At 45.9% G+C, this 18,192-nt stretch carries 18 protein-coding genes; 10 read left to right on the forward strand and 8 right to left on the reverse strand.

The features are described from left to right. Positions 1-150: 150 nt before the first annotated feature. The 3 genes from NST25_RS29655 (at position 151) to pepT (ending at position 3,236) form a co-directional block, all read left to right on the forward strand. Entirely contained in the window at positions 151-1,218 is a 1,068-nt protein-coding gene (locus NST25_RS29655; protein ID WP_340393067.1) for a hypothetical protein, read from the forward strand. A gap of 36 nt (positions 1,219-1,254) precedes the next feature. Next, positions 1,255-1,908, forward strand: a complete 654-nt coding sequence (locus NST25_RS29660; protein ID WP_076124065.1) for a sortase — start codon at positions 1,255-1,257, stop codon at positions 1,906-1,908. Between the two features lie 95 nt (positions 1,909-2,003). After that, on the forward strand, positions 2,004-3,236 hold the full coding sequence (gene pepT / locus NST25_RS29665; protein WP_340393069.1) for a peptidase T: 1,233 nt from the start codon (positions 2,004-2,006) through the stop codon (positions 3,234-3,236). Between the two features lie 95 nt (positions 3,237-3,331). On the opposite strand, the gene NST25_RS29670 is transcribed toward pepT, so the two are convergent. The 3 genes from NST25_RS29670 to hxlA all read right to left on the reverse strand — a co-directional run bounded on the left by NST25_RS29670 (position 3,332) and on the right by hxlA (position 4,982). Further along, positions 3,332-3,709 (reverse strand): helix-turn-helix domain-containing protein, encoded by a 378-nt coding sequence (locus NST25_RS29670; protein ID WP_036682121.1) that lies wholly within the window; start codon positions 3,707-3,709, stop codon positions 3,332-3,334. A gap of 84 nt (positions 3,710-3,793) precedes the next feature. Then, complete coding sequence (gene hxlB, locus NST25_RS29675; RefSeq protein WP_076191679.1) at positions 3,794-4,342, reverse strand: 6-phospho-3-hexuloisomerase; 549 nt, start codon at positions 4,340-4,342, stop codon at positions 3,794-3,796. A gap of 7 nt (positions 4,343-4,349) precedes the next feature. Continuing rightward, positions 4,350-4,982: a 3-hexulose-6-phosphate synthase gene (gene hxlA, locus NST25_RS29680; protein WP_036682127.1), complete on the reverse strand. Its 633-nt coding sequence runs from the start codon at positions 4,980-4,982 to the stop codon at positions 4,350-4,352. A gap of 263 nt (positions 4,983-5,245) precedes the next feature. On the opposite strand from hxlA, the gene NST25_RS29685 reads away from it, so the two are divergent. From NST25_RS29685 to NST25_RS29705, 5 genes are all read left to right on the forward strand, one after another. After that, the gene (locus NST25_RS29685) at positions 5,246-6,637 is read left to right on the forward strand and encodes an MATE family efflux transporter (protein WP_076124068.1); all 1,392 of its coding nucleotides are present in this window, start codon (positions 5,246-5,248) and stop codon (positions 6,635-6,637) included. Positions 6,638-6,789: 152 nt separating this feature from the next. Next, positions 6,790-8,463: a GAF domain-containing sensor histidine kinase gene (locus NST25_RS29690; RefSeq protein ID WP_340393072.1), complete on the forward strand. Its 1,674-nt coding sequence runs from the start codon at positions 6,790-6,792 to the stop codon at positions 8,461-8,463. 16 nt (positions 8,464-8,479) lie between these two features. Beyond that, positions 8,480-9,172 (forward strand): response regulator transcription factor, encoded by a 693-nt coding sequence (locus NST25_RS29695; RefSeq protein WP_248548937.1) that lies wholly within the window; start codon positions 8,480-8,482, stop codon positions 9,170-9,172. A gap of 153 nt (positions 9,173-9,325) precedes the next feature. Beyond that, complete coding sequence (locus NST25_RS29700) at positions 9,326-9,889, forward strand: NADPH-dependent FMN reductase (protein WP_340393074.1); 564 nt, start codon at positions 9,326-9,328, stop codon at positions 9,887-9,889. Further along, a complete protein-coding gene (locus NST25_RS29705; protein ID WP_076278269.1) occupies positions 9,886-10,347 on the forward strand; it encodes a VOC family protein in 462 nt (153 codons plus the stop codon). Before NST25_RS29700 ends, NST25_RS29705 begins: the two co-directional genes overlap by 4 nt. Positions 10,348-10,416: 69 nt before the next feature. Here NST25_RS29705 and NST25_RS29710 read toward each other — a convergent pair whose 3' ends face one another. The 3 genes from NST25_RS29710 to NST25_RS29720 form a co-directional block, all read right to left on the reverse strand. Beyond that, positions 10,417-10,647, reverse strand: coding sequence for a cold-shock protein (locus NST25_RS29710; RefSeq protein WP_036682139.1), 231 nt, complete (start codon positions 10,645-10,647; stop codon positions 10,417-10,419). A 118-nt stretch (positions 10,648-10,765) separates the two neighbouring features. Continuing rightward, positions 10,766-10,966, reverse strand: coding sequence for a cold-shock protein (locus NST25_RS29715; protein ID WP_019914790.1), 201 nt, complete (start codon positions 10,964-10,966; stop codon positions 10,766-10,768). Between the two features lie 259 nt (positions 10,967-11,225). Continuing rightward, on the reverse strand, positions 11,226-11,504 hold the full coding sequence (locus NST25_RS29720; protein ID WP_038573758.1) for a hypothetical protein: 279 nt from the start codon (positions 11,502-11,504) through the stop codon (positions 11,226-11,228). A 238-nt stretch (positions 11,505-11,742) separates the two neighbouring features. On the opposite strand from NST25_RS29720, the gene gdhA reads away from it, so the two are divergent. After that, complete coding sequence (gdhA, locus tag NST25_RS29725; protein ID WP_036682144.1) at positions 11,743-13,128, forward strand: NADP-specific glutamate dehydrogenase; 1,386 nt, start codon at positions 11,743-11,745, stop codon at positions 13,126-13,128. 93 nt (positions 13,129-13,221) lie between these two features. On the opposite strand, the gene NST25_RS29730 is transcribed toward gdhA, so the two are convergent. Both NST25_RS29730 and NST25_RS29735 read right to left on the reverse strand, forming a co-directional pair. Further along, positions 13,222-13,935, reverse strand: a complete 714-nt coding sequence (locus NST25_RS29730) for an HAD family hydrolase (RefSeq protein ID WP_076278268.1) — start codon at positions 13,933-13,935, stop codon at positions 13,222-13,224. Positions 13,936-13,969: 34 nt separating this feature from the next. Beyond that, a complete protein-coding gene (locus tag NST25_RS29735) occupies positions 13,970-16,549 on the reverse strand; it encodes a DUF2339 domain-containing protein (protein WP_340393077.1) in 2,580 nt (859 codons plus the stop codon). Between the two features lie 191 nt (positions 16,550-16,740). On the opposite strand from NST25_RS29735, the gene NST25_RS29740 reads away from it, so the two are divergent. Further along, positions 16,741-17,781 (forward strand): copper amine oxidase N-terminal domain-containing protein, encoded by a 1,041-nt coding sequence (locus tag NST25_RS29740; RefSeq protein ID WP_340393079.1) that lies wholly within the window; start codon positions 16,741-16,743, stop codon positions 17,779-17,781. Positions 17,782-18,192 lie beyond the last annotated feature (411 nt).

The raw sequence follows: 18,192 nt of genomic DNA on the forward strand, positions 1-18,192 counted from the left end.
TGTATACGCACAAGAAAGTGGTTCTGTGAGATACTACTTATTTCGACAATGTTTGATGGAAAATCCGATTAGAAGAGAAGAATTTGCCGGAAGCCCGCAAATGATGTCTACAAAATTTAATATGGGGTTCAGGAGAAAGGAGCGAGTAAAGTGAAGAAGAAATATCGCTCGGCTTTCATAGCTGCTTATATCCTGACTATTCTAGCAGGAGTCATCTGGCATGCTGGCGGAGTTAGTGCGCAAGATACCATTAAGCTTACGGTGAATTCGCATACTACAAGCACAGCCACCATGAACAATATGCAGCCTGGTGATGAAACGAACTCAGAATACACAATTATTAACGCAGGTAGTGAGGGCTTTAATTACTATGTGGACTTCAAATTCATCTCTGGAGACGCAGAATTATACGATATTCTCCAAATGACACTCGAAAAAGAGGGAGTAATCATCTATTCAGGGGTGATGAGTGAGGCTGCCGGAAGAGTTGCCATCGGTTCACTTGCCGGGGGAGAACAAAGTGTAATCCAAATGGATGTAATTTTCCCGTGGGAAGCAGGGAACGAATATCAAGGGAAAACCACCACTGTAGCCTTTGAGTTCTCCGCTTCTGGAGGACCGGAGCCATCCGCTCAACCTAGTCCTTCACCGACAGCGACGGCCACAGCTCAGCCCACACCGGAGCCATCACCTACAGCGACTGCTACACCTACTGTAGCGCCAACTACGACACCTACTGCCACGGCTACAGCGACACCTGAAGCTTCGCCGACCGCAACAGCTTCGCCAACCACGACACCTACAGATCCGCCGACTACAGCTTCACCAACTGCGGCACCTACAAATATACCGACGGCTACTTCGCCAACGGCAACAGCAGCCGCCACACCAGGGCAATCAACGACACCAACACCATCGCCAATACCTACAGCTTCACCAGTAGTAGATGAAATTAGTGTCACTGAAGCGCCGATCCCACTGGGTGGAGGCGATAATGAGCCGACAGCATCACCAAGTGCCGGCAGCCAAACTACCAGTGCAACACCGCAGCCAAGCAATGAAATCGCCCTGCCTGATGATGAGCTTCCACTGGGAGCACCAGAGGTTGGCAACAAGCTTCCAAATACCGCTGAGCCTTGGTATAACTTGATTCTTGCCAGCTTAGCCATTGCGGTACTCAGCGTGATTATCATGCGCAGATTGAAATCGAAGAAATAACCACATTTTGCAGCATAAGTCTGGAGGTGAGAGAGTATGAAGAAGCGTAATGGTGTCTTGCTAGCCGTGAAGCTAATCTTCATACTCTCTTTAGTTGTGTTGATTTACTCGGTTGTACAAGTGGTCAAAGCACCGCTCGAAGCTAAACAGGCTTTAAATGATTGGGCAAAAAAGAGGGAGGAAGCTGTCGCCCGCCCCCTTTCTGCCGAAGAAATCCCTCTTCCCATGGGAATGATCAGTTCAGCCAAGGAACAGCCGCACCCCGCTCATTCCTATTCAGAAGGTGAAATCATAGGAGAGATTCGTTTCCCCAAATTAAACAAAAAGATCGCAGTGCTAGAAGGCACGGAAAGCCCCGAGCTAAAAAAGGGAGCCGGACATTATAAAGGCAGCGCAGCTATCGGTGCCACCGGCAACAGTGTGCTCGCAGGCCACCGCGATACAGTGTTCCGTAATCTGGGAGAACTCGTCGCTGGAGATCTTATCGAGCTGGAAAGTACCGATGGGACTTTTACCTATGAAGTAACAGGCAGCACAATTGTTGACGGGGACGAACGTGGTGCTATAAAGCCAAGTGATAAGGCCATCCTCACATTGATTACCTGTTATCCCTTTTCATATGTGGGATCTGCACCGGACCGTTATTTACTTTCAGCGAAGTTAGTGAAACAAGAAATATTGCCGCATTAAACTTAAATATTACCTCAATCTTCTTCCTCAGGGATGAGACCTTATATGGAAAGTGATACTATATATATACAATAGTAAAGAGGAGATGACCCAAGGTGAAGAAAGAGGTTGTAGAACGGTTTATTTCGTATGCACAAATGGATACCCAATCGAATGAAGATAATGAGACTTGCCCATCCACTCCGGGACAGATGGTTCTAGCCCACAAGCTGGTTGAAGAGCTTAAGGAAATCGGCATGGAGGAAGTCCAGGTGGACGAGCATGGCTATGTTATGGCGACACTCCCTGCGAATACGGACAAGGATGTTCCGACCATTGGTTTTTTAGCCCATTTGGATACAGCGACTGATTTTACCGGAACGAATGTGAAGCCACAGATTATCGAGAACTATGATGGTCAAGATATTCTTTTGAATAAAGAGCTGAATGTTGTATTATCCACAGCGAGCTTTCCGGAGCTGGCGGAATACAAAGGCCACACCTTAATTACAACCGACGGCACGACCCTGCTTGGCGCAGATAATAAAGCCGGTATTGCTGAGATTATGACCGCCATGCATTACCTCATTCAACATTCAGAAATCAAACACGGCAAGATTAGAGTTGCCTTCACACCAGACGAAGAAATCGGCCGCGGGCCTCATAAATTTGACGTAGCCGCTTTTAATGCTTCCTATGCTTACACTGTAGACGGAGGTCCACTCGGAGAATTAGAGTATGAAAGCTTTAATGCTGCGTCTGCCAAAATCTCAGTCTACGGCGTTAATGTTCACCCTGGGACTGCAAAAGGAAAGATGATTCATTCCGCCAAAATCGCCATGGCACTTCATCTCAGACTCCCTGCTGAGGAAGCGCCCGAATATACAGACGGTTATGAAGGCTTTTATCACCTAAGCTCTATAGAAGGCACACCTGAATTCAGCAAGCTGCAATATATCATCCGCGACTTCGACCGTGAGAAATTCGAGGCACGTAAAGCATATCTCTCAGCTGTCGTAGAAGAATTCAAAAGCATCCATGGTAAAGAGAACATCGTGCTTGAAATGAAGGACCAATATTACAATATGCGTGAAAAAATCGAGCCAGTGCGTCATATCGTCGATATTGCCCATGAGGCGATGGAGAACCTTAACATCACACCGATCATCCGCCCGATTCGCGGAGGTACAGATGGCTCGCAGCTTTCCTACATGGGCTTGCCGACACCTAATATTTTCACCGGAGGCGAGAATTTCCATGGCAAATTCGAATATGCGTCTGCGGACAATATGGTAAAAGCGGTAAATGTTATCGTGGAGATTGCTAAGCTATTCGAACAGAAAGCCTAAAGCATTATCCGCATCACTCCTTTAAAACACCAAAAAATCCCTGTAGAGGCCGATCCAGACCTCTCAGGGATTATTAATGTTCATAGGCTATTCGATTAGCATCTTTCTTCCGGCGGCGTGTCCTTCCAGATCACGTTTTCTCCGTAATTTTTACCCCAATCATACATCAATCGAAGGACAGGAAGCAGACTTTGGCCATATGATGTCAGGGAATACTCTACTTTTGGCGGAACCTCAGCGTACACTTTTCTTAGAACCAGCTGGTCCTCTTCGAGCTCGCGAAGCTGATTGGTCAACATTTTTTGCGTGATATGAGGAATTAGCTTCTTCAGCTCGCTGAATCGCTTTGTCCCTTCAAGCCCTAGATGCCAGAGGATAATCAGCTTCCATTTCCCTCCGATCACCGCAAGCGTCAATTCCTTCTCACAGTTAATTTCCTTCAAGTTTATGCGATCTTTAATCTCGGTTGCCATACCTAAAGCGCCTCCTCTCTCCTGTTATCATACTAACACAAAAACGAATAACCTCCTCATTGGAAGGCATTCGTTTCTGTACGTTCACTCTAAATTAGCATGCTTGCCGAACATTTGCTGATTCGTCTGCCCCGTCTTCTCCATCATTCGCAGAATAATAGCATCATAAAAGACCAACATCGTCTGTTCGAATAAAGAAGCCATCGGCTGGATCGTGCTGTAGCTTCCACTGGCCGGATCTTTTGGAGATCCCGGCAGCTTCACTGTGTAGCCCGCTAAACGTCCAACCGTCGAATCCGGCGCAATGGTAACGGCAACAACTTCTGCGCCTACCCCTTTGGCTTTCTCAGCCATAGAGATCAACCCTTTTGTCTCACCGGAACCGGAACCGAGGACTAACACATCCCCCTGTTCAATCCCCGGAGTCACCGTTTCGCCTACAACGTAAGCCTCTTTACCAACATGCATTAACCGCATAGCAAAGGCCCGTCCCATCAATCCAGATCTGCCCGCTCCAGCCACGAAGATCTTGTTGGACTGAAGCAGCAGCTCAGCCATTCGCTCAGTCTCTTCTTCATCAAGCTGAGATATGGAGCGCTGGAGCTCCTCTATAATTTGCTGCGCATATTTCATTGTAATCTTAAGCCTGACTAACTAGACGTTTCATTTCTGCTGCGGCAGCCTTTTGATCCGCTTCACCTGTGATGCCTCCGCCAACGATGACAAGATCAGGGTTCGCGGCGATCACTTCTGGAAGTGTGCTTAGCTTGATCCCTCCAGCGATAGCTGTTTTGGCCTGCTTAACCACACTCTTAATCGCATTTAAATCTGCAAAAGAATTTTTACCTTCCGCTTGATGGTCATATCCAGAGTGTACACAGATATAGTCTACGCCAAGTGCGTCTACTTCAGCCGCTCTTGTTTGGATATCCTTCACATTAATCAGATCAACTAGAATCTCTTTATTGGTTTTCTTCGCTTCCTCCACTGCACCTCTAATGGTAGAATCATCAGAAACACCAAGTACAGTAACGATATCCGCGCCCGCTTCCACAGCCTTCATCACTTCATATCCACCTGCGTCCATGATTTTCAAATCCGCCAACACAGTCAAAGCTGGAAAAGCCTCTTTGATTGCCTTCACTGCATGTAACCCTTCATTTATAACGATAGGTGTTCCAATTTCAACGATATCTATAAATTCGGCAACTTTTGAGACAACCTCTTTCGCTCCCGCAATGTCCACTAAATCTAACGCTAATTGTAATTTCATATTTATTTGCACTCCTTATTAATATATTTTAGTAAGTCATGTACAAATTGTAGTTCCTTACATCCCTTTAGGGAAGTAGGCACTTTATTGTGATGTAGTTACCTGGAGGATACTAATGTGCGGTTAAAGGGCTCTTTTCGACTTAAATTAAAAACGTTTTGTCATTTTTCTGTAAAAATACTGCATTTCCATGAAAGCTGTGCTAATATTACAGTTTGTTTATGAAATTTTAGGAAGTACATCATAATATAAGAAGGTGCACAATGAAGCAAAATAATCACCAGGAATTCAACCTGGTCAAACTGACCTGGCCGATTTTCCTCGAGCTATTCCTCTTTATGCTCATGGGCAGTGTGGATACTTTTATGATCAGTTCAGTGTCGGACGATGCCGTGTCTGGTGTCGGCGCAGCGAATCAGATCATTGCGATAGCAATTTTAGTCCTCAGTGTAATTGGTAACGGCGCAGCTATTGTGGTCTCCCAATATCTCGGTTCCAAAAAACCTCTGGAAGCCGCTCAAGTGACCGGCAATGCCATTACCCTAAACCTGTTAGTCGGCATTCTCCTAAGTACGTTTTTGCTGATATTCGGAGGGTCGCTACTGACTGCGCTGAATGTAAAAGGGGATATCCTCATTTACGCCAAAGCCTATATGAATATTGTTGGAGGCGGTATTTTTCTGCAAGCATTAATTAATGCTCTGGCGACTACTATCCGTACTCACGGTTTCACCAAACAGACGATGGTCGTATCCTTGCTGATGAATATCATTCACGTGGTGGGCAACTACCTGCTCATTTATGGTCATTTCGGACTTCCGGCGTTAGGTGTGGAGGGTGCGGCTATCTCAACAGTGATGAGTCGCTTTATCTGCCTGATCCTATTCTTCCTGCTGCTCTACAGAGTGATGGAGGTACGGGTGAAAGTAACCTATTACATTCATCTTTCTAAAAAATACGTGCTGCAAATTCTCAAAATCGGCATCCCGTCCGCTTTTGAATCCATCACTTATCAGTCGTGCCAGCTTGTATTCACACTGTATATTACTTATTTAGGCGCTGAAGCTATGGCTACCCGCCAGTACGCGCTTAATATTTCCAATTATATTTATTTATTCAGTGTAGCTGTCTCTATGGGAACTTCCATCGTTGTAGGACATCTCGTGGGAGCTAGACGACCTGATGAAGCCTATAAGCGTGTATTCACCAGTGTAAAGTGGGCGTTGCTGGTTACCGTAATAATAGATGCTGTGGTGATTTTCTTCCGGGTACCGCTATTCGGGCTTTTCACAGACAATGAGAACATCATTAGGATGGGGGCGCAGGTCATATTGCTTAGCTTCTTCCTGGAAACCGGGCGCACAACCAATCTGGTTATCATTAACTCTTTACGCGCCTCGGGCGATGCCAAATTCCCTGTATATATGGGACTGATCTCCATGGTCTGCATGAGCTTACCTCTTGGTTATTTCCTGGTGTTCCAACTTGATCTCGGGTTAGCCGGCGTGTGGATTGCTACTGCGGTCGATGAGTGGGTAAGAGCCGTCATTATGTATTTCCGCTGGAAGAGCCGAGCTTGGGAGAAACATGGACTTATCGAACACGAAGCTCCAGAACACTGTACACCTTCCGCTACTCCTGCAGCTGTAAATTAATATGTATATACAGAGGGTTCTTTAAGGTCATATCAGATCTTAAGGAACCTTCTATTTATTTACGCCAACATTACATAAAATTTGAGAATGAAGGAACCATTCTACGTTACAATAGATAGAACATAATTCACAAAGCTAAAGGAGAGAACTTCATGCCGGAGGAAACCGGAATCCATGAGTTACTGACGCTCAAAACGATTGCGGAGACTTTAAACAGTTCCAATGAGCTCAGACCCATGCTCGACACAGTCATGGGCAAGCTGCTTGAGTTAACCGGAAACACTGCAGGCTGGATCTTCCTGAGCGAAGAATACATGGAATATGAGTGTGCCGCTGATCGAGGCCTGCCACCTGCACTACAGCGCGACAATAAACAACCAATGCAGTGCGGAAGCTGCTGGTGCCTAAGCCGCCTATGGGACGGTCGGCTCGAGCATGCCGTTAACATTCTAAGCTGCAAGCGGCTGAGTAACGCCAGGCAGTATAACTGGGGCGACACGCTGGGCATCACCCACCACGCCACCGTCCCGCTGCATTCAGGTGAGCGTTACTTGGGACTTATGAATGTGGCCGCACCAGGCAAAGCACATTACGCCGACAGCGAGCTGGCTTTGCTGCAATCCGTGGCTTTGCAAATTGGCAGTGCTATAGAACGGATGCAGTTATATAGCACCGAGCAGCGCCGCGCGAATCTGTACGCCAAATTAGGCGAATTCAGCGCAGCTTTAAATCTAACCGCCAACCAATGTATCTCGCCCAGTATTCTGATCGAGAAAAGCGCCGCCCTGATTGGCGACTTTTTCGATTGGCCCTTTGCAGCGATTATCGGGCAGCATGAGGGACAATTCGAAGTCCATGCTGCCTATGCGGCTAATATAACGCCGGAAATAGTTCCCTTCGAGCTCTCGGATTCTTTTAAAGTACGTCTAGGAGATATCACAAAAGGACAACGCTTTGCGACATTAACCCCTGATGAAGAGCAGGAAATTACGAAGTCCTGCTGTTCTGAACAACCTGTCGCGGAGCGTGTCGTGATGCTCGCTGTGCCCTTTCGGCAGATTGCCGCACAAGGTGCAGGAATTCTACTGATCACCTCACCCAAAGCACTAGCTTCCGCAACTGCGGATGGAGAGGTGCTTGAGGCTGTCGCTGAGCATATTTCCGCTACATTGGAAAGTGCTCAGCTTGGAGAGAAACGCCGCGAAATTGCGCGTCTTGACGAGCGGAATCGTCTGGCCCGTGACCTGCACGACTCCGTGAACCAGATCCTCTTCTCCCTCTCAATGACCGCCAAAGGCGTGGAAAGTATGCTGAAGCAGGAGCATATCTCCCATCCTGCTACTGAGGCTGTCCGCGATATTCAAGCTTTATCCCAGTCTGCACTCAAAGAAATGCGTGCATTAATTATGCAGCTTCGGCCTGCCGGACTGGAAGCCGGTTTATTGACTGCGCTGCAGGCTCATGGCCAGCAGCTAGGGCTGCTGATACAGACGCAACGGAGTGGTGTTCACGAACTTCCCCGCAACGTGGAGGAAGGGCTGTGGCGCATCGGCCAAGAAGCGCTCAATAATGTACGAAAGCATTCCGGAACCTCTAAAGCGGAGGTATCTCTGCATCTGAATGCAGCCGAGGTGGTACTGAGCGTTGCCGACCAAGGTAAAGGCGGAGCCAAACGGCGTTCTAACACAGACACTAATGAATCTCTTGGTCTGCATATTATGAAGGAAAGAGCAGAAGCTCTCTCCGGTCGTATTCATATCCACAGTGTGGAAAATCAGGGCACAACGGTTGAGGCAACCATACCTCTGCCCATCCAATCTACATGAAGTCGGGTGATCATAAATGACGATAAGCTTATTATTAGTAGACGACCATGCAATGGTACGCCGTGGGCTGCAAGTATTTCTCTCCACACAACCCGATATCAAGGTTATCGGGGAGGCCTCCAACGGCCGCGAGGCACTGGAAAGAACAGCCGAATTGAACCCGGATGTCGTATTAATGGATTTGCATATGCCCATTATGGACGGCATTGAGACCGCTCAAGCGCTGAGGATCTCCCACCCGCAGGTCAAGGTCATTGTATTGACCTCCTTTTCGGATCAGGATCATGTACTCCCGGCTATCCGCGTAGGAATCAAAGGCTATTTGCTTAAAGATATAGAACCAGAAGCGCTAGTAGTTGCGATCCGTAAGGTACATAACGGGCAAGTGGAGCTACATTCCGAGGCTGCCAGCCAACTGATGAATCTAATGGCGACTTCTACACTAGAGCAAATGGAACTTAATACTTCCGATCCGAACGGCCCAAACACAACACCTGCTGCGATCACCGGATTAGAGCTTCTTACCCCACGCGAGCAAGAAGTATTAGACCTGATTGCGCTCGGTATGAGTAACAAAGAGATTGCCAGCAAGCTGGTCATCACCGAAAAAACCGTTAAGACCCATGTCAGCCACGTTCTCGGAAAGCTAAACTTAGCGGATCGGACTCAGGCTGCCATTTTCGCATTGAAAGGCGGCTATAACGCCTAGAATCAAAACTCCTCTACAACTTTAGCCTTAGACGCTCAGCACAATGGCTGAGCGTTTTTATTATGTATGTTCATTCCATGTGCTGATGTTAACAGAGGCCGATTCAACTATCATTGGTTTATAGCAATTGACCTCACATAGGAGTGGATACAGATGAAAGTGATGATCCTGACAGGCAGTAATCGAAAAGAAGCAACCAGCACGAAGCTGGCAGAACATGCTGCCCATTTCATTAGTCAGCATGGGGAAAAGGTTACCGTGTTTGATCTCTACAAACGCCCACTTCCCTTTTATTCACCAGACGAGATTTACACAGAGCATGAACATTTAAACGAGCTTAAACAAGAGATGTTAGCAGCGGATGCAGTAATCTTGGTTACTCCGGAATATCACGGCTCGGTAAGTGGCGTATTAAAAAATGCGATTGATCATCTAGGCCAGGCGCATTTCAATGGTAAAGTTGTGTTATCCGCCAGTTCAGCCGGGGGAGCGGTAGGGATAAGCTCATTACTTCAATTGCAAGCCATCGTACGCAACCTGCACGGCATCAATACACCAGACTGGATCTCCATCGGTGGACTGCAACGCAAGCGGTTCGAGGTCGGGTACGACGGATACGAGGGTGGGCAAGAAATCGAAGATCGCATCCACCTAGTATTAGAAGCATTCCTGAACTTAGCCCGCAAAATCGGCAGACCGGCAGGTGCTATCCAATGATCAAAGGACTATATGAAGCACATTTACCAGTAAGCAATCTTGAAGTATCCATCGAATTTTATGAGAAATTAGGTCTGAAAATGGCTTGGCGGGATGAAGAAACTGTATTCTTCTGGATCGAGGAAGGTCGGAGCTGGATTGGTCTTTGGGAAGGCCAGGAGGTTCAAACCCCATACCATCCGTCCTTGCGGCATATTGCCTTCCGTATCACTTACGAGGACTTGAAGCAATCACTGCAATGGCTGGAATCGATTGGGGTAGAGGCTGTTCCGTTCCGCAACCGGACTTCTGTTGAGCCTTTTATCCGGGCTTATCAAGGAAATGCTTCTGTCTACTTCAACGACCCTGACGGCAACAGCTTGGAATTTATGTGCCACGTAGAGGTTCCTGAACATCTGAAGCCTATTTCAGAGAACATAACCTTAACGGAATGGGAGAAATTACTGCACAGTAAATAAAATACTCAAACAAAAAAACAGCTGCTCCCGTCCAAGGGTCCAGCTGTTTGAGTATATTAGCTTCTTCGATTACTTAATCGAAATGCCCTTCTTCATGGCCTTCATGTCTGCATTCGTATTCACAAGCGTTGGCAGTATCTTCATACTTCTAGTCATGGGAGAGTTGCATTGCCAGCAGGTAGGTACATATTGAAAGGCGAAATTATCGCGCATCCAACCTGTGCAACCTTCCTTGGTACAGGACCAAATAGCTGTGTCTTCTTGCGGAAGTTCCTCCAGTGCTTTTTTACGAAAATACATAAGTACCCCTCCTTGGATCGAATCGAGACGATATCGCTACCCTATTAGGGGCAGATTCATACTATGAAAATAAAAAAAGCTGCCCTCAACTTGTGTTAAGGGCAGCCTGATTTTTAAACTACAGTTTTACAACGTTTTCGGCTTGTGGTCCACGAGCGCCTTGAGTTACGTTGAACTCAACGCGTTGGCCTTCGTCCAAAGATTTAAATCCGTCGCCTGTGATTGCGGAGAAGTGTACGAATACGTCGCTTCCACCTTCAACCTCGATAAAACCGAATCCTTTGTCTGCGTTAAACCATTTCACTGTACCTGTTTGCATGATATTACCTCCAATATTTTATTTAACACATGTCCTTTTATTCCTACGTAGTGTACGAACAAATAAAAATTCACACATTGGAAAAGGACTCATACGCACAAATGATAACCTTTTACAATATGTGAATTAAGGGTTAAATTTATGATTGATTTCATTGTACCACACTAAATCACTAAAAGCAATGCGTATGCCTATTTAATTTTCACTCCGGCTCTTATTGCCTATAAACAGCAGCAGCCGAGCCGGACGAACACCCATGTTAGTCGATATAACCTGCCAATCCTTTATCCATCAAGTAATCCATTTCTGCATCAAGAATGGTCTCTACTGTGATTTCATCCAGCTTCACATCACGTTGGGCAGTGACATAGTCGACCAGATCATCGCTGTCGATGTCTACCTCACCCTTGGCGTTCGCCTTGGCCTTATTGATAAAGGTCTGTTCATGCTTCAATACTAAGCGGATGATTTGCGGATCCACTTTGGTTTTGGCAGATAATACATTTACTAGCTCCTGCTCATTTACTTTGTCACTCATTTTTTAAATTTCATCTCCTTACAATTATTACACAATCATTGTAGCATATTTCGCGCTTTAACGCGTCATTACGCGAAGTATACCGCGGTTTATTCACACTTTTCTTATCATCCCAGCGTCTATAACGTTCCACTTGAAGTAAGTTATTTAATAAAAACAGTTGTGAGGAACATTGACTTGTGCCAAAATATAAAAAAAGTGTTGGACCAAATGAATACTAGAAAAGGCGGTTGAATTCATGAGCTCTGTATCTACCCAGCAATTAGACACAAACAGCAACAAGGCACATCGTTATATCGAAGACGTATACGCACAGGTTGTTGCGCGTAATCCTTTTGAGCCCGAATTTCATCAGGCCGTAAAGGAAATCCTTGAATCTTTGCTTCCAATCCTCGCTGCTGAACCTAAGTATCAGGAAAATGCCATTCTGGAAAGATTGGTTGAGCCAGAACGTTTGATTATGTTCCGTGTTCCTTGGACAGACGATCAAGGTAAGGTCAGAGTTAACCGTGGATATCGTGTACAGTTCAGCAGTGCAATTGGACCTTACAAAGGTGGACTTCGTTTTCACCCATCCGTTAATGCTAGTATTATCAAATTCCTTGGTTTCGAGCAAATCTTCAAAAATGCTCTTACCGGCCAACACATCGGCGGAGGTAAAGGCGGATCCGACTTTGATCCTAAAGGTAAATCCGAAGGCGAAATCATGCGTTTTGCACAAAGCTTCATGACTGAATTGCAAAATTACATCGGTCCTGACCAAGACGTTCCTGCAGGAGATATCGGTGTAGGTGGTCGTGAGATCGGCTACATGTACGGACAATACAAGCGGATCCGCGGAGGATATCCGGCTGGCGTATTGACTGGTAAAGGTATTGGTTACGGCGGAAGTCAGGCTCGGACAGAGGCTACTGGTTACGGTACAGTTTATTTCGTAAACGAGATGCTGAAAGCAAAAGGCCTTTCCTTTGAAGGAAGCCGCGTTGTTGTTTCCGGTTCTGGTAACGTAGCGATCTATGCGATCGAAAAAGCTGTACAGCTAGGCGCTAAAGTCGTAGCTTGTAGTGATTCCGCCGGATATATCTATGACGAAAATGGGATTAACCTCGAAACTGTCCGCCGCCTGAAAGAAGTCGAAAGAAAACGGATTAGTGAATATGTGAATGAACATCCTAACGCTGTGTATACTGAAGATTCCACGCAAATTTGGACCATTCCTTGTGATATCGCCCTTCCGAGTGCTACTCAGAATGAGATTGATGAAGCCATGGCATTGAAACTGATTGAGAATGGTGTAAAAGCAGTAGGCGAAGGTGCCAATATGCCGTCCACCCTTGAAGCTATTCATCAGTTCCAACAAGCTGGCGTACTATTCGCACCTGCTAAAGCTGCTAATGCTGGCGGCGTAGCTGTCTCTGCGCTTGAAATGGCACAAAACAGCATGCGGTTGTCCTGGAGCTTTGAAGAAGTAGATACGAAGCTGCATGAAATCATGGTTTCCATCTACGAACAATCTGTAAATGCATCCGAGCAATATGGACAGTCCGGCAACCTTGTTGCAGGAGCGAACATCGCTGGATTCAAAAAAGTGGCCGACGCTATGCTGGCTGAAGGTGTAATCTAAATAAATTACCGGCGCTCTAGTCACGAACGCCCGACATACAAAAGTCCCCGTAACCGGTCAGCAAGAATCCGGTTACGGGGACTTTTTGTGTGTCTAAGCGTTCCATCCGGGGATCTTCCGCAAATCCCCGTCCCAAATCGATTGAGTACTCTCCACAGTCGTATCGTGGGGTGAAGAAGCCGTACGAATGTAACAGGAATCTATTCCTATCGTTAGCGCCCCTGCAATATCGGTACGGGGATCATTCCCGATCATGATGGCTGAACGCAAATCCGCTCCATAATGTTCAACTAAATAACGATAAAATAGCGGATCCGGCTTACTCACTCCTGCTTCGGAGGAAATGGCAATGCCATCGAATAAAGGAAGAATACCCAGCATCATTAATTCTGCTTCTATAAAGGTTTTCTGGCCATTGGAGAGCAAAAACACCTTTTTGCCACGTTCTCTTAATGTTTGCAGAATTTCAACCACACCCTCATAAAGTGAGATATGGATCATCGATAATGTCCGCAGCCATCTAACCGTTTCATGTAACCACGCTTGATCCGGTTCCCCACCCAATTGACGGGCCACAGAACGAAACACATCCTCCATTACGAAATCTGGATACTGACAATTCCGTGCGGCTTCGGCGAGCTGTAAATCCCTCTCCCGCAGAAATTGTGCCTGTAGCTCACTTCCTGTTATGGACATCCCCTGATATCCGAAATGGAGCGATAATCGATCCCATACCTCCTGCTTCTCCTCATCTGTCTGAATATCGATTAATGTGCCATACAGGTCGAAAATATAAGTCTCGTACATCCACCGTCTTCCTTCCTATTATTCTCTCTGTGTTTTATCCCTTAGTACCATTGCCATTGCCATTGTCGGTGGTTGTCTGGCCCTCCTCCATCCGGTTTGACACCTTTTGATAGAGATAGGAGATGCCGAGCAAGCAGATACCAAAGCTGGCATAGGCTATGATTTTGCTGCCAGTATTCAGCAGACCCAAATCATAGAGCAGCAGCTTGCCCGTGGCCAGCAGCGTTAATCCAAGGCCGAAGCGCCGGATGTACACATACCTTTTGCGGAAGCCATACATGATAAATAGAACGGCTAACAGTAGATAAATGAGACTAAAAATTAACCCTGCATCACTCAATTGCAATTGCACTCCTAAGAAAGCGGTGATAATGCCAAGTAAATAAATCGCCATGAAAACAGGATAGATCTCCATACTCTTAAACTGACGATTCAGCGCTGCAATCAGCAGATCACGTCCGCTAAACCAAACAAAGATATTAAAGATAATCAGTACGGCCAGTGCGATATAATCAGCTGCTGTATTTTGCGCGAAATTATTTTGCAGACTTGGCAGTCCTACTGTAATCACTATACAAATGACGTAGCCAATCCCAAACAGAAGTCTCACAAAATATTTAACAATCGTGTCATACAGCACCTTCACCTTTGGCAGCACGTAAGCCAGAACCAAGGTCCATACAGCGGACAGCAGCAAATTATAGAAGGTTCTATGCGCAAAATCCTCCGGTACAACCAGATGATACAATCTTCCCGATTCATACAAGCCGTAGATCCAGAAATTTAATAACGCCGCATATTTGAACCACAACGCTAAGGTGATTTCATAAGGTTCGCTGCGCTGAAGAGCATCCTTACGGTTATGCTGAACAGCATACAACACCGCGACAATCAGCATGCCTGCTGTGATAAAGACATATTTTAGCGGGAAGTAGACATCACTAAAATTCGTCCATTGATAGTCTGCAACCCACTGCGTCGGTACATTTAGACAGAAGAATACTACAAGGCAGAGCATCATAATGCCCCAGCCCGCCCTTTCCATCCCCTTAAAGCGGTTCAGATTGCCATACAGCGTAAGAACGACGCCCTCAATCAGCCAACCGATGGACCACCAAGCCGCTCCAAATTGAAATGGAATCATCAATATGCCGAAGGTCAGTGAAGTGGCATAGAACAGCAGCATGCTTTCTTTTTCCTGTGGCATCAGCTTCTCAAGCCCTCGACCCAGACCGAGATACAGCAGGCAGAAAAGCAACGCCAGTGCACCATTGTAATCCTTCAGTCCTGCATCCATAAATAAAATATACAAGGTGAGACAGCTAATAAACGTATTACATCCTAAGAGAGAGAAATCCCACCAGGACAGCTTGGAACGATATTTGAACGGGTACCACAAGGTAATTCCCAGATACATCGCAAAAGTCAAAACAGCATAACACATATTAATTCCGTTGCTATCCGACAAAGCTATTAATATGAGCATGGAGGGTGTATTAAATAAGTAGCTGATATAATTGACAACGTTCCAGCGTTTGCGGAAAGAAATCAATAAGATGAATAAATTCAATAGAAACAAGTAACCCATAGCCACATAAACCGCGTTGCCCGAAAGGCCAAACGCCCCCAGATAAGAGTATAAGGGCAGATATCCTCCGATTAAGCCCAGCGCACAAATACTCCGTGATTCATACCTTAAAGACAGGAGTACCGCAGTTAAAGTAACGAGTACAGACAAGGATAACCCTACATATATACTAATAATATCAAGCAGAAAATAGCTATAAAAAATAGAGCCATACAGCACCGAAATCCCGCCGCCAAGCAGCCCTAAAGCGAAGGTGCCTTTTCCTTTGCGGTATAGCCACTCCCCGCCTCCCAGCATCAATAACCCCAGTAGAAAAAAAGCGCTTCCCTTCATATAACCTGTGAACCAGTTGGAATAGGTATACCGGAAGCCTGCCCCCACCGCCAAAATCAACAGCAGAATGCCCAGCTTGTTAATCCAGCTTAGTCCAATCTTCATTTCGATCTGATTTTGTTTTCTTCGGCGCTTAAGCACCTCTTCACTGATCTCTTCCGAAGCAAAATCATGTAATCCATTATCCATGCCCGAGTTGAGGCGAAGCTCCGCTTCCCTCAGTCTCTGCCGCTGTGCCAGCACACGCTCATTTAATTCTGCCGCCAACGCCCCGAGTCGACTGGATATCTCTGCTTGTTCCTCACCCAGCTGCCTGGAGGCTGTGTGGTACAGCTGCTGAATATGGCGTTTCGTCTCCACTTCAAAAGCCGTCAGCCGATCCGTATGAGCGTGGCTTCTAGAGGCAAAATAAGTCTGCAGCTTCTGCCTCGACACTTTAAGAATGCCCAGCTTTTCATCTAAAATTTGTTCCGTTAGCGCAACTCTTAGCTCAGTATTCTCTTCTTGAAGCTTACCTACCTGAGTCTTTAGCTCGACCAAAGCGAGCTTATGCTTCTCATATTGCTTCTTCAAGTATTCATTCTCGTTGACCAGATCGTGACTTTCATATTCCGCGATCAGAGCCTCATATTCCTTAATCAGCCCGTCCTGCTGTACCTTCATGAATCTCAGTCGATCTTTGAATGACTCCATAGCGCCTCCTTATGTGAGCGATTGTTAATACTTACATATTACTACATATAGCTGGGGGGTCTTATGCTTTTTTTATATTTGCAGTGAATGAAGATTACAATCGGGATGCAAAAAAACTGCAACATTTTGGAGGGGTGTCCCGTCAGAATAATAACAACACTAACAAAAGATTTTAAAAGGAGCTCACAACCATGAACAACATTTTAAAAACAAGTACAGTTCTTTTAACTTTGTCCCTAGCACTTTCTACAGGAGCAGCTTATGCTGCACCCACCACAACTTCTGCTAAAAATGAGGCTAAACAAACCTCCGCTAGCGTTAATCAAAAGACGTTTGCGATTGAAATCAACGGATCGACTATTAAAGAAACAGGCTTCCAAAGCACAAGCGGTAAAGAGCCGATGGTACCACTACGTTCAATTACTGAAGCCCTTGGATTTGAATTAACCTGGAATGCACAGAATAAATCCGTTGAACTTATCAATGGCGCTGTATTCACTACAGTGAAAGCTGGAGAAGATCGTTATAGTATCAACAAAATGAATACAACACTTGGAACTGCACCACAATTGGTTGACTCCACTTTGTATGTCCCAGCTTCCTTTTTAAGCGAAGTAATTCATCAAAACATGACTGTGAAGGGAGATTCCATTGTGATCAACACAAAGGCCGCCGAGCAGCACATGACTAAGACTGGTGTGATTACAGCAGTCTATGATGGTGGTAAATACCAATCCGTTCAAATCCAAGGTGTAGGTACGGATGGAATCGTATTAAATGTAGGGGAAGATACGGCTATTGAGATGGCTGACGGCACTAAAATTGCACTCAAAGATCTCCATATCGGGATGACAGTAAAAGCAGAACACTCCATGGTCATGACTATGAGTCTTCCGCCACAAACACCAACTTACAAAATCACCGTTCTGGATAAGCAAAAACAAGATGATCTTCTAGGTACTGCTGGTACTATTGAAGAAGTTCAAAAAGACGATAAGGGAAATATCAGTATCACTGTTAAAGGTAGTGGCCTGAGCGAATTGTCACAAAAAGAAGTAGTACTGCGCATTAGCGAAGACACAGTGCTCATTAACAAAGACGGCGAAGCTGTTAAAAGCAGCGAGCTTGTTAAAGGCACAAAAGTTATCGGATTCTACAGCCCAGTGCTGACCAGAAGCCTGCCACCCATCGGCACAGCTGTCAAAGTTGTAGTAGATTCTGCACAACAATAAGAGAGAGACTGGAATCTTATTAAAAAGATTCCAAAGAGACATTAAAACAGCGATCCTTCCGTTATGGGAGGATCGCTGTTTTGCGTTATAGACTATAGGTTGGCTGACTCGCTTCAGCCGATTTGTGAGGTAAACGAAAGCCGGCTGAACGCTTGGTCACACTTTTACTTGCCTTGCTGCAGAGTTTGGGATGATCATAATCGCGAGCCTTACGGACCCAGCTGACTTTATTTGCGAATTTTCTGCCTTCAGAGCAGCGTTTCGGACTCCAGCGCCACTATTCATTAAAAAGAGGGGCATATTCGATGTTTTTTATGCCAATAGCGTCAGTGGGGTCCGTTAGAATTACAAATGTGGTAAAAAGCTGCGTTAACGGTCAGCTGTGTCCGATAGCAGAGCAGATTATAGTTA

Source organism: Paenibacillus sp. FSL E2-0190 (assembly GCF_037992965.1).
In the GTDB taxonomy this organism is placed as follows: Bacteria; Bacillota; Bacilli; order Paenibacillales; family Paenibacillaceae; genus Paenibacillus_AQ; species Paenibacillus_AQ odorifer.

Coding starts and splice junctions, on each gene's coding strand:
- NST25_RS29660 (WP_076124065.1), top strand. CDS start 1,255: ATGAAGAAGCGTAATGGTGTCTTGCTAGCCGTGAAGCTAATCTTCATA.
- NST25_RS29670 (WP_036682121.1), bottom strand. CDS start 3,709: ATGGCAACCGAGATTAAAGATCGCATAAACTTGAAGGAAATTAACTGT.
- hxlB (WP_076191679.1), bottom strand. CDS start 4,342: ATGAAATATGCGCAGCAAATTATAGAGGAGCTCCAGCGCTCCATATCT.
- hxlA (WP_036682127.1), bottom strand. CDS start 4,982: ATGAAATTACAATTAGCGTTAGATTTAGTGGACATTGCGGGAGCGAAA.
- NST25_RS29685 (WP_076124068.1), top strand. CDS start 5,246: ATGAAGCAAAATAATCACCAGGAATTCAACCTGGTCAAACTGACCTGG.
- NST25_RS29690 (WP_340393072.1), top strand. CDS start 6,790: ATGCCGGAGGAAACCGGAATCCATGAGTTACTGACGCTCAAAACGATT.
- NST25_RS29695 (WP_248548937.1), top strand. CDS start 8,480: ATGACGATAAGCTTATTATTAGTAGACGACCATGCAATGGTACGCCGT.
- NST25_RS29700 (WP_340393074.1), top strand. CDS start 9,326: ATGAAAGTGATGATCCTGACAGGCAGTAATCGAAAAGAAGCAACCAGC.
- NST25_RS29705 (WP_076278269.1), top strand. CDS start 9,886: ATGATCAAAGGACTATATGAAGCACATTTACCAGTAAGCAATCTTGAA.
- NST25_RS29710 (WP_036682139.1), bottom strand. CDS start 10,647: ATGTATTTTCGTAAAAAAGCACTGGAGGAACTTCCGCAAGAAGACACA.
- NST25_RS29715 (WP_019914790.1), bottom strand. CDS start 10,966: ATGCAAACAGGTACAGTGAAATGGTTTAACGCAGACAAAGGATTCGGT.
- NST25_RS29720 (WP_038573758.1), bottom strand. CDS start 11,504: ATGAGTGACAAAGTAAATGAGCAGGAGCTAGTAAATGTATTATCTGCC.
- gdhA (WP_036682144.1), top strand. CDS start 11,743: ATGAGCTCTGTATCTACCCAGCAATTAGACACAAACAGCAACAAGGCA.
- NST25_RS29730 (WP_076278268.1), bottom strand. CDS start 13,935: ATGTACGAGACTTATATTTTCGACCTGTATGGCACATTAATCGATATT.
- NST25_RS29735 (WP_340393077.1), bottom strand. CDS start 16,549: ATGGAGTCATTCAAAGATCGACTGAGATTCATGAAGGTACAGCAGGAC.
- NST25_RS29740 (WP_340393079.1), top strand. CDS start 16,741: ATGAACAACATTTTAAAAACAAGTACAGTTCTTTTAACTTTGTCCCTA.